This window comes from Aliikangiella litoralis (assembly GCF_052495765.1).
Genome location: NZ_CP199292.1, coordinates 4,889,798 through 4,906,448, shown reverse-complemented (window position 1 = coordinate 4,906,448; position 16,651 = coordinate 4,889,798). Strand labels below are relative to the sequence as shown.

Genomic DNA, 16,651 nt, shown 5'->3' with positions numbered 1-16,651 from the left:
AAGAAATAAGAAGTTGTAGCGCTAACAGTTAACGACTTTATTCTTTCATGAACATTAGCCATAGTATTTAACTACTCTAAACGAATATTCAAATTAGAGCTGATCCGTTGTTCTAATTTTCCCTGTACAGTTTTAGTTTTTAAATTTGATGTATTTTATTTGATAGATTGGTATTTATATGGATATATTATATTGGTGTAATTTCATTGCTTAAAAAATAGAAGTATATCATCAAATAAAAAATTACTTAAATAACAATGGTTTAGCGAAAACTGTATTTCAAATTAAAAAAGTTGGTACTTCATTTGCTTTATACCCATTGAGGCTATAGAAAATCTTCCTTCTAAAACTAGGTAATCTATAGGTCGCTGGTTCGAGTCCAGCCGGTTGTTTTGACAACCGTAGCTCAGATGGTTAGAGCAGTAGACTTTAAAAAGATTTTTTAATCTCCTCAACTCGTAGGCTATGACGGTCGCTTCCTTCTAACTGCTCATTGAGCAGTAGACTTTTAATCTACCAATTTAGCACTGTCGCTCTCTTATAGAGTATTTTAAGGAAACAAAAATGAAACTAACTAAAAATAAGATATCAATAAAGAAACTTGATGCACTGGTATTAAGTTTTGATGAGAATATTCAATTCAATGAAGAACATTTGGCAACCAATCAAGTATTGGTTTCAACTTTAAATGCAGAAATGATGCGTTTAGGTTTTGTCATGAGTGAAGCTTTGTTCAAGGCAGCTCAACTTTTAAAACATGATGAGTTGGTTCGGCTATGTAATGAAATTATTTCCATTTTAAAAAATATAAAAGGTGACGATGTAGTTTTTCGTCCTATGTATCCCAACTTTCCTGTTCAAGTTATCGAAGCAGATTTCGCTGAGCTTTATCTGAATGCATTGATGCATTACTGGAGTTTTGGTGAGTGGAAACCTGCTTATGAAAAACTTCCACGTCAATTTAAGTTTGAGTCAGTTAAGTTTAGACAGATAGACTTAGCTAGTGAGAGCGATTTAAAAAATGTGTTTACGACTTTGTTGAAGTCAAATGATTCACTCTCTGACGAGGATAAGTCAATTATCGAATGGTTCATTGAGCATAGTGATGAAACAGAACTGAAATATCCAGAGGTAATCCCATTTAACGAGAATAAATGCGTGGTCGCTGCTCTACTACTAAAACAGAAAAAAGATATTTCTCAGTTAATCAATACGACAAGTGATGTTCTTCGAGTGGTGACATATTTGTCGGAAGGTGACATATCATTAGCTGCGAATACCAAGTTTGTTTCTTTACCAAGAAGTATTCGACGAGTTCTCGTACAAGCACTAGAGAGGGTAATCAATGAAGAAGATGTTGGTCGCCATAGACGTAAATGGGTAAAACTATTTCATAATCTTCATGTGGGTGATTACTCAAAGAAAGTTTATGATATTGCCTCAAAAGCTCGTAATAATAAGTCTCTTGAGAGTTTCTATGGCCATGTTGAGTATTATATTGAAAAAAAGAATATTGATGAACTAGTTAAGTTATTAGTTACTCGGCCAGGCGAGTTTGGTCGTCGAATTGATAAAGTGTTAAGAATTGCTTCATCCAGTGAGCAGAATTTCATTGTGAAAGAGTTTTCAAATATTGTTGATAAAATTCCAACTAGGAACCTGACTCAACTCTTGGGACACTTAAATTATCGTAATAGCTTAAATGGAAAAAGAGTTATCTTTCCTAAAGGTATGGTTCAAAAAGCAGTTGTAATTGATAATATTGCAGAGTTCTTGGATGGAGCAATAAGACAAAGTTTAATTATGACTATTCAAAAGTCTCTGGTTGAACGATTTGCCAAGCTCGATTCATTAGGTAAAGTATGGATAGATCTTGAGTTAATGGATTGTCCTTTACCTACTCAACAGCGGAGTGCGTCGGAAGGACTATTTAATGTGGCAAGAGGGACTCGACTACCTATTGGTGATAAATCTACTTTGCGGTTCTTTATTTATTGGAAAGGTCAAGATATCGACTTGAGTGCGAGTTTTCATGATGAGAACTTTAATCTGATCGAATACGTGAGTTATACGAACCTCAAATCCGATGGATTTAAAGCTTATCATAGTGGTGATATTACATCTGCTAGAAATGGGGCATGTGAGTTTATCGATGTAACAATAGATGCAGCAGTTAAGCGAGGTGCAAGGTATCTTGCAATGAATGTTTTAGTTTTCTCTGGACCAAGATTTTCTGAGCATGAAGTTTGTTATGCCGGATGGATGACTCGCTCAGAACCTAATAGCAATGAGGTTTTTAACGCCGCTACCGTTGAACAGAAAATTGATGTTAAGACTAATTGTAAAAATATCATCCCTATAATGTTTGATTTGGTTACAAGAAAAGCAATATGGGTTGATACGCCTACTTCGAGTAGAACTCATTGGGGAGGGAATAACGTTGAGTCTAATATAGCTTCAATCGAAGAGAAGTTGGAGGCTATCATACATAGTAAAAATAGGCTGACTCTCTATGAGCTTTTTGAGTTGCACACAAAAAGTAGAGGTGAGCGTGTTAATTCTAAAGAAGAAGCTGATACTATTTTTTCTGTGACTCAAGGAATTACACCTTACGATATTAACCTTATTAATGCAGATTTTATTTCGTGATTATTAGGTTGGTTTAGAACACTAAAGAGGACCTAAGAAAAGGTTCTCTTTTTTAGGGATTAATAAGATGGAATTAGAAAAATATAACTACTATTTAATTATCGATCTAGAAGCGACTTGCTGCGATCAGAATAGTTTCCCAAGGCACGAGATGGAAACGATAGAAATCGGTGCAGTTATGGTCGAAAGTAAAATCTGAATGCAGTTGATGAGTTCGAGTGTTTTATCAAGCCTGTTAGAAATAAGAAACTGACTGACTTTTGCTCTGAACTGACAAGTATTACTCAATCTCAAGTTGACGAAGCAAATGAATATCCTCAAGCAATTAAGGCATTTCAAAATTGGCTATATCAGTATTCGGGATATGTTTTTTGCTCATTGGAAGATTATGATAAGAAGCAACTTATTCAAGATAGTCAGTATCATCGTATCGGTTATCCGATTGACGCTGAACATATCAATATCAAAAAATTGTTTTCGATCAATCAAGGACTGAAAAACAATTTGGAATGGCTGGTGCATTAAATAAGGCTGGGCTAAAGTTGATTGGTACTTATCATAGAGGTATTGACGATGTACGAAATATGGCGCGTCTTATGTCGTATGTCACTGAAAGAAAAAAACTGAAATAATTTTAATGAAAAGTTAAAAGTTTATTTGACAAAAAATATTTTTATCGTATGATTGCCATCATCAATTTTGTTATTAACTTATTTTTTTTCAGGAGCATATTAAATGCTAACAATTAGAAGTTTAATCCACGTTTTTAATTACAGCTAACAGCCTTCCATATGCAAACTGCTCGGAAGGTAAAAATAAATATCTTTCGAGTCAGGATAAAAAATTCAAGCCCTGACTAGTGAAATAGTTGGGGCTTTTTATTTGCCCGCCTAAAATTTTTCTCGAACAAGATATTTAATCAATTTAACTAATTTGATTGCCACTTTTATATGGAGGTAAGGCATGTTTTCGCCTCGAAAAAGCCCAGTCAATAGAAATAAAATGGGCGGTGTAACGTTACATTTATAAGAGGGGAATCAGAAAAGATTTCGAGTTTTTCGCACTTGGAGTGATAGCTCGAACAGTAGTAAGGAAGTTGTTTTAAAGGAAGAAATAGGGATAGAGACTTCAGGGATTGAGTGCCGCAAGGAACGCGGCGTTATGGATGAAATTTTCTTAGGCATATTTAGAAATTATTCTTGCATGCCGAGGAGTAACTTAACCTAAAAGTGAAGTTGAATTATCGAATAATTTAACCGGACTTTTAAAACTAACGGAAGTCTTGACGAAGACTTTTTAAATTAACTAGAGGATTTACATGTGAAAAGCATACCCGGGTTTAAAACTGAACGATGGCAATTCTTTAAAAGAGTAAGGAAGAGATATTATGGATATCAAATTATTAAAAAATGTACAAGTAATACCAGTTAGAAGAAATACTAATAAATATGTAAAAAAGATCTTAGGTTATATCTTTATTACTACGGTATTATCAATCAGTATTAGAGCAGATGCTCGACAAACGGGAAATGTGGATCCTCAAAAATCATTAATGTCTGTGGCTATTAACTGGTACTGTAGTTCAATTGGATTGGGTTGTTCTGCAGAGAACTAAAAATATATGCAGGGGAATTCTTCTCTAGTGTTACCGAATTATTAGGTTAACTAATGCTGGCTAGTCGACTACAATAACGTAAATGAGGTGTACTTATGTCAAATAAGCAATATACTTTCGCTTTTATGCATAATTTAATGAGTTTTACTTTTCCTCTATATAATAGGGAAGTAGGCAGATTTACAGAGGTCTTTATGCTTAAAGGCCTTTGCATGATTGTGGGATTAAATAGCTAAAAACGGCTCTTGGTTATTCTTAGAGCCAAACATTTTTACAATTAAAAATTAAAGCGATATTTTAAACGAGATGGAACTATTCGTATTTTACAAAGGGTTTTATTATTAGAAAGTGTCGGCATTTATATTTGAGAATTGTTTTGTGATTCAAGTTTGGGACTATGGCAATATAAGTGGGCTTATTATTTGGGATAATTGGATTTATGAGATTTATATCTATTCTTTTCGTGTTAATTGCATTTCCATCAAAAGCTTTTGAGTTTCAAAGTTCCTTTCCAAAATTAAAGTTTTCTAAGTTAGCTAATCCCGAGTTTGCAAAGGTAGAGCAATATCAAGCTATTATAAAAGATAGCGATGGGTACTTTTGGTTCGCTAGTAATGGTCGTTTATTCCAGTATGATGGTTATAAGATTACTCCGATCAAGAGGAAAATCAGCTTAGATTCTCCTGGTCTGGTTGATGAAAGCTTTTCAAGTATTGCATTCGATAACAAAACAGGTCTATGGATTGGAAGTTCTTACGCGCTTGTTAATTATAAATCGAAAAAATTTGAGCCTCTAGTTCGGTCAGATAAGGTTGTGACCGGGTTTATAGACAATCCTAGCTATATTAGTAAGTTTGGAGGACTTCCTGCTGATCGTATCAATAGCCTTCTTGTTTCTAATGACACCATTTGGATTGGAATGAGAGATCGCCTACTTGAGATGAACCCTGATACATTAAAATTCAAAGAACATTCACCATGGTCTAAAGTTCCTGATGATAATCTAGATGAATTAGAATTAAAAAGCGTGGCGGTTTCCGGGATTCATCGAGATAAAGATGGGAACTTATGGTTATCAACGGAAAAACGTGGTCTTATTAAATACGATCCCAATTTAAATAAAACCAACATCTTTAGTGGTAAGGTATCTGAAAATATTTCATTAACCACTATTAATGGAATAGAACCGCTCGATGACAATACTATTCTATTAGTCGGAATTAATGGGCTTTTAGCTTTTGACAAAAAAACAAACTCAGTTTCTAATTTTCCTCTCGACTCTCCAATTCATGAACCTCTTAACCGTATTGTTAAAAGCCAAAACGGAGACATTTGGGTTGGTGGCCAAAATGTTTACCATATAGGAAAGTCTAACAAGGTAGTCAAATATGATCGATTACGCGATTTTGGCATAACTACTAGCCAAGCGAATGTGGGTGCACTATATATTGATGACCAAAATACAGTTCTTGTAGCATACGATAAATTGGGGGTTTATAGAGCTAGCCCCTTGACATCAAAAGTTAGAGTTTTTAATGATATTAAAGATGATGAATATGGTGTTAGGCGTCTTCATAAAGTTGGAGAGGATTCTTTTTATTTTAGCTTTTCTTCAGGACTTTATTATGCTAAGTACGATGGTGAGCAAATAGAATATAAAGAGGTTAAACGTTTTAATGGAACTGAATTTAACCGTGTGAGACAAATTCATCATGGGCGAGATGGTTATTTTTGGATTATAGATAATAACTCGATTTCGAAGTTAGAAGGAACTTCAACTGTTTTTACCTATTTTATTCCGAGTGAAATGCTTGATGGAGGTGTCGGTTATTCAATAGTGCAAGACTTTCGCGGGGATATGTGGTTTACGGTGACTCGAAATGGAGTATTTAAGTTATACCCTGAAGATAAGCTGTTCACTAGAGAAGAAAAACTCGCACCACAGCAACTTCACTCATGGGATTGGATAAATTTAGCAATTTCAAAAAATGGAAAAGAACTCACATATGTTAAATCAAGTGATGGTTTTGGAGAGTTTGATATTCCGAGTCGGTTTTTAAAAAGAACTTATTTGCGTCGAAATACTAGTGCTAGAAATAACCCGCACCCGTTGAAAGAAGATTCAATGTGGGCAATCAGCAAAGACGTATACTCAAATAAAATATGGATAACTCATGCTGAACCATTTATCTCTTGGTTTGACCCGAAAACTGGTGAAGGTAAAACAATCTCCACTCCGATAAACGAGCCCATATATGACATATTGATTGATGAGTCAGCTGATCTTTTTTGGCTGCTAGGAGAAAATAGCAGTATAAATACTTGGAATAGAGAGAATAACTTAATACGGACTTTTGATAGTGATGATGGTTTACCTGATATTGGTGTTTATGGCAGAGCTAAAGGCGCACTTCTCCAAAACGGCGCATTTTTTGGAAGTAAAAAAGGACTTGTCCTTATCGATCCTCAATTCGATGTTAAGGAGAATATTCTTACGGAAACAACTATTTCTAGTGTAAAAGTAAACCATGAAGAATATGATTTTGATAATCCTCAGAAAGAAACAAACACGCTGGAGCACAATCAAAACATAATAACATTTGAGTTTTTTAGTCAAAGTACAGCCTTACCAGAGGCCACCCAATATCGCTATCGGCTTTTAGGATTATACGATGAATGGAGAGAGTTAAATGTGGGTGATAGGAAAGTGCAGTTTACTAATTTGGATCCAGGCAAGTATTCATTTGAAGTGACTAGTACAAATAATACGGATGATTGGGGAAAAGTATCAAAATTTAAAATAAAAATTCTACCTCCGTGGTGGAGAACTAATTTGGTTTACTTTTTTTATGTTTTGTTCATAGGAATTTCGATCTATTTTATCATTATTTTTCGAACTCGACATTTGGCTCAAAAAGCAGAATCTTTAGAGAAGTTCGTTCAATTAAGAACAAGAGAATTAGCACTTGAAAAAGAGAAAGTAGAAAAACTTCTTTCTCAAAAAAATGATGAATTTGCTAATGTTTCTCATGAGTTTCGAACGCCATTGACACTAATACTAGGACCGATTCAGCGTCTTCTTTCTCGAAGATCAGAGCAAGATATTAAAGAACTAAATATCGTTCAACGCAATGGTTATCGATTGTTACGAATGGTCGATCAAATGCTTAATATGGAAACTTTTCGCGTTAAATCCATAGTGCAACGTATTCCTCAAGATTTTTCTCAAATCATTTGGTTAACAACTGAAGCATTTCAACATATCGCTAAGGAAAAAAATATTACATTAAAGGCGAATAGACTTGAAAAAGTTTGTTTTGAATTCACAGCCGATGCATTTGACAAGATTATTTTAAACTTGATTTCTAATGCGATTAAGTACACTCCCAGCGGTGGGGCCGTCATTGTTGAATCAATGAGAACCGACAACAACGAGTTATTGGTTACTGTCGAAGATACTGGGATAGGAATAGCTAAAGATAAGCAAACTGCTGTTTTTGAAAGGTTCCAACGAGTCATTGATAATGAAAGTGAATTTATAGCTGGCGCAGGTATTGGTTTAGCCTTAGTAAAAGATTTGGTTGAAGCTCATGGCGGTCGTGTCGAGCTTGAGAGTGAACTCGGTAAAGGAACCAAAATCTCTATCACTTTGCCTATTGTTAATGAAACCTCTTTTGAAACTACAGAAAGCCATATAAATGAAGAATTAGCGGTAATGGAATTAATGAGTATTACTTCACAAGGTGGGGGAGTTAGTAATGAAAAAACGGCGATTAAAATTGATGACACAAGAAATAGTGTCCTAATAATTGAAGATAATTTAGATATGCTGGAATATGTTCGAGAGAGTATTGAACCGGATTATCATGTATTGGCCGCTAAAAATGGCTTGGAAGGAGTAGAGCTCGCTCTTCAATATGTCCCTGATGTTATCATCAGCGATATTATGATGCCCAAAATGGATGGCTATCAAGTTACCAAAAAATTACGTGAGAGTGATGTCACTAATCATATTCCTATTATTCTTCTCACTGCTAAAGGTGACTTAGAAAGTCGACTTAAGGGTTGGAGAGAAAAAGCAGACGAATATCTAACGAAACCATTTAGTGTTGATGAGTTATTGCTACGAATCAAAAATCTATTAGATATTCGTAATATTTTGAAAAAACGCTTTGCTGAGGAAGCTTTTATTCAACTAGAAAAGAGTCAGGTCACAAAGGAGTTGAGTGAAGATAATACCCAAGACGAGGAACAACGGAAGTTTTTAGAAAAACTCAATGAGGTGCTTGAGAATATATACTCAAACAGTGAAATTAAAGTGAGTGATATTTCTCAGCAAGTTGCGATGAGCGAGCGCCAATTAAACCGAAAACTTAAAAGCATTGTAGATTTGGGACCAAATGAATATCTACGACATTTTCGATTAAATAAAGCCAAAGCTTTATTGATTAATGGAAAATCACCAAGTTGCGTTAGCTATGAGGTTGGCTTTTCTTCACAAAGTTATTTCAATAGATGTTTTAAGGCCCAGTTTGGTGCGTCGCCATTGGAGTTTGTTGATGCGAATGCTTGATGGGGAGCTTTGTATATAGACTCCTCAGGGATTGCAATAGCATCCCGAACTTTTTATGATATCTAAATCATAAATATCTCCGTGGAGTTATTGTGGCAAGTCAGCTCTACAAAACACCAACTGGTCATAACATCATCTTCTGATTTAACGCCATCAACATCCGAATTAGTTGAAGAGAGATGGGTTATGTCGCTTTTTAGAAAGTGGGGAGTTTGTTATTTTTGTTTGTTTAAATTAATGCTCATAACTATCTACTTATCCGCCAAAAAATGGCAGAATACAGCCTGTGAGCTATTGATAAAGTCATTGAGTATGATATTAATCCCAAAGTGCTAAATAGGCACTTTTATCTATATATCTCAATTATTTATAAATAAAGTATAAAATAAAAAGCGAGTAGTTAATGCTAACAGGCAAAATCAGAAATCAGGTCGACGAAATATGGAATAGCTTTTGGACTGGCGGTGTCTCTAATCCCATCAGTGTCATAGAACAATTCTCTTATTTGCTGTTTATCCGTCGTTTGGATCAAATTCATACTAATAAAGAGAGAGTGGCCACCTTAGGCCATGCCATCGAAAATCCGGTTTTTGGGCCTGACCAACAAGACTACCGTTGGAATAAGCTTAAAAATAAAGATCCGCAAGTGATGTTTGAGTTGATGAGTAATCAGGTATTCCCCTTTATTAAAAACTTAAAAGGGGAAGATTCCAGCTTTGCACAACATATGCGCGATGCCATTTTTATGATCCCAAGCGCGGCCTTGCTGGATCGCGTAGTGAATATGATCGATAAAATCGATATGAATGATCGTGATACCAAAGGTGATCTTTACGAGTATATGCTCTCTAAGCTGCAAACCTCAGGTACTAATGGGCAGTTTAGAACCCCACGCCATATTATTCGCATGATGGTGGAAATGACTCAGCCTATTTTAGATGGCGACAAAAGTGATGTCATTTGCGACCCTGCTAGTGGCACTTGTGGCTTTTTAATGTCGGCAGAAGAATATATTCGTGATCATTTTGCTAAAGCCTTAATGCGACCTGAAAATGCAGCGCACTTTCATAAAGCCATGTTTAACGCTTATGATTTTGATCCGCATATGTTGCGAATTGGTGCCATGAATTTAATGTTGCACGGGGTAGAGCATCCAACCGTAGAATATCGTGATTCTTTAATGGATTATGGTGAAGGTAATATTAAAGAGAAATATTCACTTATTTTAGCTAACCCGCCCTTTAAAGGCAGCGTGGCATATGATGAACTATCGCCAGACTTGTTAACCGCTTTGGGCAAAACGCCGAAAAAAGATAAACCAAAGCCAAAACTGGAATATGATGAAAATGGCGAGTTGATTGATGATGGTAAGCCTAAGAAAAAAGGGCCATCGGAAAAAACAGAATTATTATTTTTAGCTTTAATTTTACGCTTATTGCAACCTGGCGGCAGAGCAGCGGTTATTGTGCCCGATGGGGTTTTGTTTGGTTCTACCAAGTCACATAAAGCGATACGTAAAACATTGATTGAAGAGCATAAACTGCAAGGTGTGGTGTCTATGCCTTCGGGGGTTTTTAAACCTTATGCTGGGGTTTCTACTGCAATTTTATTATTCACTAAAACCAATAGTGGTGGCACTAAGGATGTCTGGTTTTATGATATGCAGGCCGATGGTTTTTCCTTAGATGATAAACGTAATCCGTTATTTAAAGCGGGTGAAACGCCGACGCATGAGCAAAGTAATATTGCGGATGTGATAGAGCGCTGGAAAAATTTAAATAAAGAGAAAAAACGCAAACGCACTGACCAATCCTTTATGGTGTCAAAAGCCGATATTGTGAAAGAGGGTTATGATTTATCGATTAATCGTTATAAAGAGGTGGTGTATGAAGAAGTAAAATATGATCCACCCAAAACGATTTTAAAACGGATTAAAAAGTTGCAGCAGGAAATGGAGAAGGGGATTGTTGAGTTGGAGGGGATGTTGTGAGTTGGCCTTTAATTAAGTTGTCTGAGTTATTTGATGTTGCTAGAGGAGGATCTCCTAGACCAATAGGTCAGTATTTGACGAGTGAGTCAAATGGAATTAATTGGATTATGATCGGAGATACAATTGAAGGCTCAAAGTACATTGAAAGTACGAAAAAGAAAATAAAGCCAGAAGGATTAAGTAAAACCAGGCAAGTATATAGAGGAGACTTCGTTCTAAGTAACTCAATGAGCTTTGGACGGCCATATATATTAAATATATCTGGTTGTATACATGATGGATGGTTAGTCTTATCTCCAAAAGATGAAAGAGTAAATAAAGATTATCTGTATTATTGCCTTAGCTCTGATTTTATGTATCAACAGTTAGCAGCAAAAGCAGCTGGTGCGGTTGTGAAAAATATAAATACAGGAATTGTAAAAGATACAAAAATCCCACTCCCACCTCTTCCCATCCAAAAACAAATTGCAGCTGTTTTAGAAAAAGCCGATAAACTCCGTCAGCAATGTCAGCAAATGGAGCAGGAGTTAAATCAATTGGCTCAGTCGGTGTTTTTGGATATGTTTGGGGAGCCGGTGAGTAATCCGAAGTATATAAATGAGGTGGAGTTTAGCGAGGTTTATGAAATAAAAAGTAAACTAGTCTCACCACTACTTGATGAGTTTAAGAACTTTTTACATATTGGGCCTGAGCATATTGAAAAGAGTACTGGAAAAATAAAGCCTCTTTTGTCGGCTAAAGACGAAGGCTTGACCAGTGGTAAATTCCTGTTTGATAAGGAAAGTGTATTATATTCCAAGATTCGGCCTTACCTCAAAAAAGCTGCTATTCCTGAATTTGTTGGGTTGTGCAGCGCGGATATGTATCCAATAAACCCAATAAAAGGTAAGACGACAAAAGAGTTTATTTGGGCTCTTTTAATGTCTCCTTGTTTTGACCAATATATCAAAACATTGCCGTCGCGTGCGAATATCCCTAAACTTAACAGGACAGAACTCGCTGCTTTTAAATTCAATTTGCCACCATATAGTGTGCAAGAAAGTTTTTCTAAGCTTCTCCACAATATAAGGTTAAAGTCTTTTGAGTTAGCCCAATATACGGAGAAATGTGACCAACTATTCAACTCCCTAATGCAACGCGCCTTCAAAGGCAAACTCAATCTCAAACAACTGGAAAACGTCGCTTAAAGGAATAACAAGGATGACTACACCAAACCTTCATCAACAATTTGCCCTTTACACCAGCAAACAAGGCAATATTCAGTTAAGAATATTGCTTAAAGATGAAGACTTATGGCTCACCCAAAAGCAAATAGCTGAGTTGTTTGAAAAGTCGCCCAAAACAATCAGTGAACACCTGAAAAACATCTATGACGAAGGCGAATTAGCACCCGATTCAACTATCCGGAAATTCCGGATAGTTCAGCGGGAGGCCTCGCGAGACGTGGAACGGCTACTCGACCACTACAATCTCGAAGCTATTTTTGCCGTCGGCTATCGAGTACGCTCCAACCGTGGAATCCAGTTTAGAAAATGGGCCACACAAACCTTAAAAGAATATGTGAAAAAAGGCTTTGTGATGGACGACGAGCGCCTAAAAAGTGGCCAACATTTAGGTAAAGACTACTTTGATGAATTGCTCGAACGCATCCGCGATATTCGCGCCAGTGAACGCCGCTTCTATCAAAAAATCACCGATATTTATGCCACAGCCATCGATTACAACGCCAACACAGAACAGTCACAACAGTTTTTTGCCACCGTACAAAACAAACTACATTTTGCCATTCATGGACAAACGGCGGCCGAGTTAATCCACCAACGGGCTGATGCCAGCAAAAGCAATATGGGCTTAACCTCATGGAAAGGTAATAAAGTCAGAAAACAAGATGTCACCATTGCTAAAAACTACCTGACACAAGACGAACTTAAATCACTTAACCGAATTGTTACCATGTATCTGGACTATGCTGAAAACCAAGCCAGCAAACAAAATGCTATGACCATGACAAAGTGGGCTGAAAAGCTGGATGCGTTTTTAGCTTTTAATGAAGAAGAAATTTTACAAAACGCCGGAAGCATTTCTCATCAGATTGCTAAAGAACTCGCAGAATCTGAATTTGAAAAATATCAGCAAAGCAGAATAGAAAGCGAACTCGAAGAAAAATCTGATTTTGATAAATTTATTGAAAAAAGTCAGCAGATTAAACAAAATAAACTAAATAATCCTGATAATAATAAGTAATAAGTAATAAGTAATAAGTAATAAGTAATAAGTAATAAGTAATAAGTAATAAGTAATAAGTAATAAGTAATAAGTAATAAGTAATAAGTAATAAGTAATAAGTAATAAGTAATTTAGGAAATATGGATTGAAATAACAAAGAGAACAAGTATGTCTAACTTTGATTTTTTAAAGGAATGGCCAGAAATTCAAAAAGAGGCTAAACAGGCCGAGTCATTGGTTAATGCCGATCCACGAGGATCTTGTTTTTATAGTCGGCGAACTTTGGAAATTACCGTAGACTGGATGTATCAATATGACCATTGGTTAACCCTGCCGCAATACGATAAAACACTCAATACCCTCATTAACCAACAAGATTTTCGCAACACTTTAGGCACCAATATTTTTCCTAAAATTAAAGTTGTGCAAAAGTCTGGTAATAATGCGGTTCACAGTCAACGTAAAGTCAGTGTGGTTGATGCAGAAAAAACACTGAAAGAACTGCACCATCTACTTTACTGGTTCTATCGTACTTACACCTCAGATAAGCCGCCAAAAAATCAAATTTTTGATGCTTCCATAATCCCCAAAACCTTACAAATTGATGAAGCCTTAATACTGCAATCGGTTAAAAAACTCAAAGCACTTGAAAAACAACTTCAAGAAAAAGATCAATTAATACTACAAGAAAGAGAAAAACGCCTTAAAAAAGAAGCCAGTTACCAGGCGAAAGAACAAGCGAAGCAACAACAGTTTGCTAACAATAAAAAGTCTAATCAGCAGGTTAAAGACAGCCATGATTATAATGAGGCAGAAACCCGTGAATTTATAATCGATCAATATCTTTTAGAAGCGGGTTGGAACCTTGAAGATAAAAATAATCGAGAATACCCCGTAACAGGAATGCCTAATGACAAAAATGGCAAAGTAGATTATGTACTTTGGGGAGATAATGGTAAACCTTTAGCCGTTATTGAAGCCAAACGTACTAAAAGAGATGCTGATGAAGGAAAACAGCAAGCGGCACTTTATGCAACCTGTTTATATCAAGCAACTGGTCAGCGGCCATTGATTTATTATACCAATGGCTATGAAATTTATTTTTGGGACGATCTGCGTTACCCCTCCCGGCCAGTTCAAGGTTTTCATTCTAAAGATCAATTACAAAGACTGATTGATAAAAGAACTGATGCTGAGTCTTTGTCTAAAATGGATATCAATCAGGAAATTGCGGGTTACAAAAGACCTTATCAAATACAAGCTATTCGTTCCGTTGGTGAAAAATTTGATCGCCAACGTCAACGCAAAAGTTTATTAGTCATGGCAACGGGTACAGGAAAAACAAGAGTGACCATTGCTCTGGTTGATTTATTAATGCGTGCAGGTTGGGTAAAAAATACATTATTCTTGGCTGACCGAAATGCACTGATTATTCAAGCGAAAAAGGAGTTTTCCAAACTGCTACCTAAATCATCACCATCTATTTTGTCTGGCGGCACAACTCAGTTAGAAGGTCGCGTTCAATTATCAACTTATAACACTATGATGAATTTGTTAAATGCACCCGCTGATGGTCGCCTATTTGGCATTGGTCATTTTGATCTGGTAGTGGTTGATGAAGCGCATCGTTCAATTTATAAAAAATATCGTTATATTTTCGACTATTTTGATTCTCTATTATTAGGATTAACTGCGACACCAAAAAGCGACTTAGATAAAAATACTTACGAAATTTTTGATATTCAAAACAATGTTCCAACATTTGCTTATGAACTTGAACAAGCTATTGATGATGAGAATTTAGTACCACCCAAAGATGTGCGAGTCGCCTTAAAGTTTATTAATGAAGGCATCACTTACAAAGATTTATCCTATCAAGAACAAGTGGAATGGGAAGAAAAAGAAGAATTACGTGATCGTGAAGAAGTGTTGCCCGCCGAGTTGAATGAGTTTTTATACAATGACAACACCATTGATTATATGCTCGAAATATTAATGAAATATGGTGTTCATGTAGCCGGAGGTATTCGATTAGGAAAAACCATTATCTTTGCGGCTAATAATAAACACGCTCAATTTATTGCCCAACGTTTTGATAAATATTATCCCAACTATCTAGGAAAGTTTGCTCAAGTAGTGACTTATAAAGTAGAACATGCACAAACACTGATTGATGAATTTAAAGGAGAAAGAAAGCCTGAGAATCCAGAAATTCCGTTATCAATAGCTATTTCTGTTGATATGCTCGATACCGGTATTGACGTGCCAGAAGTGGTTAATTTGGTTTTCTTTAAAAAGGTAAAATCAAAAGTTAAATTTTTCCAAATGCTGGGGCGTGGTACTCGTTTATGTGAAAATTTATTTGGTCCTGGTAAAAACAAGGAATATTTTAAAGTTTTCGACTTTTGTCAAAATTTGGAATATTTTGATGTCAACCCTGAAGGCGCTAAAGATTACTTACCGAAATCTCTTTCACAAGTCGTATTTGAAAAACGTTTACATTTATCCCAAAAGATTGATGTATCTTCAGGTGAGAGTGAGAGAAAGCTTAAAAACTATTTATTGGATAGTTTGCATCACCGTGTGAATGGAATGAATCTGAATCACTTTATTGTTAGGCCAAAGCGTCAATCGGTTGAACGGTATTTAAAACGAGAACGATGGGAAAATCTAATCAATGATGATTTGGCGACACTCATTAATGATGTCGCTGAGTTACCGACTGATGCAGTACCGATTAATGAAGCGGAAAAAGATACCGAGCTAGCTTGTCGGTTTGATCACCTTATTTTACAAATGCAACTGAACGTGGCTGAAGGTATACCAGTTTCTGACTTTTTAATTGATAAGCTAATCCATTTAGCTTCACAACTTGAGAGAAAAATGGGCATTGATGAAGTGAAAGCGCAAGCTGAATGGATTAATCTTGTTCAAACTCAAGACTTTTGGAACGCTATTACCTTAGAGCAATTGGAGCAAGTTCGTATTCGACTTCGATTATTATTAATCAATATTGAGCCAGAAAAACGAACAGTTGTATACACTAATTTTGAAGATGAGTTGCAGGATGTTAAGGAGAATGAACATTTTTATCACGTAGTGGGTGGGAATGAGCTAACCATTTACAAAAAGAAAGTTGAAGCTTATATTCGTCAAAATCAGGATGATATTACCATCCAGCGATTGAAACGTAATTTACCTATTACCCAACTCGATCTGGAAGAATTAGATAAGAAGCTTTTTCAAGCCAGTGGCATAACCGATGAAGAACAATATCAGAAAACCATCCATCCAGATAAATCTTTAGGGATCTTTATTCGCGAATTGATTGGACTTGATCGTAAAGCGGCAAAGTCAGTATTTGCCGATTACCTGGATGAAACCAAATTTAATAGTCAGCAGATTTTGTTTGTTAATACCATCATCGAATATTTAACTCAAAACGGCGTGATGATACCCTCACAGTTATTTAAACCACCTTTTTCGGATATTCATTTTGAAGGTGTTTATGGTTTATTTGAAGATGAGCAGGTTACCCGTGTTGTTGAAAGACTGAGGCAAATTGAAGCGAAAGCGATGGGAGAAAAGGAGTAGCAAA

Annotated in this window: 9 protein-coding genes; all 9 read left to right on the top strand. The window is 35.9% G+C overall.

Annotated elements, in window-relative coordinates; translation table 11 throughout:
* The first annotated feature begins 564 nt into the window (after positions 1–564).
* Positions 565–2,649, top strand: coding sequence for a hypothetical protein (locus tag ACT5E3_RS20405; protein WP_444995407.1), 2,085 nt, complete (start codon positions 565–567; stop codon positions 2,647–2,649).
* A 195-nt stretch (positions 2,650–2,844) separates the two neighbouring features.
* Positions 2,845–3,174: an exonuclease domain-containing protein gene (locus ACT5E3_RS20400; protein WP_444998615.1), complete on the top strand. Its 330-nt coding sequence runs from the start codon at positions 2,845–2,847 to the stop codon at positions 3,172–3,174.
* On the top strand, positions 3,159–3,281 hold the full coding sequence (locus tag ACT5E3_RS20395; protein WP_444995406.1) for a hypothetical protein: 123 nt from the start codon (positions 3,159–3,161) through the stop codon (positions 3,279–3,281). The genes ACT5E3_RS20400 and ACT5E3_RS20395 overlap by 16 nt, the downstream gene beginning before the upstream one ends.
* Before the next feature lie 755 nt (positions 3,282–4,036).
* Positions 4,037–4,264: a hypothetical protein gene (locus tag ACT5E3_RS20390; protein ID WP_444995405.1), complete on the top strand. Its 228-nt coding sequence runs from the start codon at positions 4,037–4,039 to the stop codon at positions 4,262–4,264.
* A gap of 439 nt (positions 4,265–4,703) precedes the next feature.
* Positions 4,704–8,837, top strand: coding sequence for a hybrid sensor histidine kinase/response regulator transcription factor (locus ACT5E3_RS20385; RefSeq protein ID WP_444995404.1), 4,134 nt, complete (start codon positions 4,704–4,706; stop codon positions 8,835–8,837).
* Between the two features lie 403 nt (positions 8,838–9,240).
* Positions 9,241–10,827, top strand: a complete 1,587-nt coding sequence (locus ACT5E3_RS20380; RefSeq protein ID WP_444995403.1) for a type I restriction-modification system subunit M — start codon at positions 9,241–9,243, stop codon at positions 10,825–10,827.
* The gene (locus ACT5E3_RS20375) at positions 10,824–12,014 is read left to right on the top strand and encodes a restriction endonuclease subunit S (protein ID WP_444995402.1); all 1,191 of its coding nucleotides are present in this window, start codon (positions 10,824–10,826) and stop codon (positions 12,012–12,014) included. The genes ACT5E3_RS20380 and ACT5E3_RS20375 overlap by 4 nt, the downstream gene beginning before the upstream one ends.
* Positions 12,015–12,027: 13 nt before the next feature.
* Complete coding sequence (rhuM, locus tag ACT5E3_RS20370) at positions 12,028–13,071, top strand: RhuM family protein (RefSeq protein WP_444995401.1); 1,044 nt, start codon at positions 12,028–12,030, stop codon at positions 13,069–13,071.
* Positions 13,072–13,221: 150 nt separating this feature from the next.
* Positions 13,222–16,647: a DEAD/DEAH box helicase family protein gene (locus tag ACT5E3_RS20365; protein ID WP_444995400.1), complete on the top strand. Its 3,426-nt coding sequence runs from the start codon at positions 13,222–13,224 to the stop codon at positions 16,645–16,647.
* Positions 16,648–16,651: the final 4 nt, after the last annotated feature.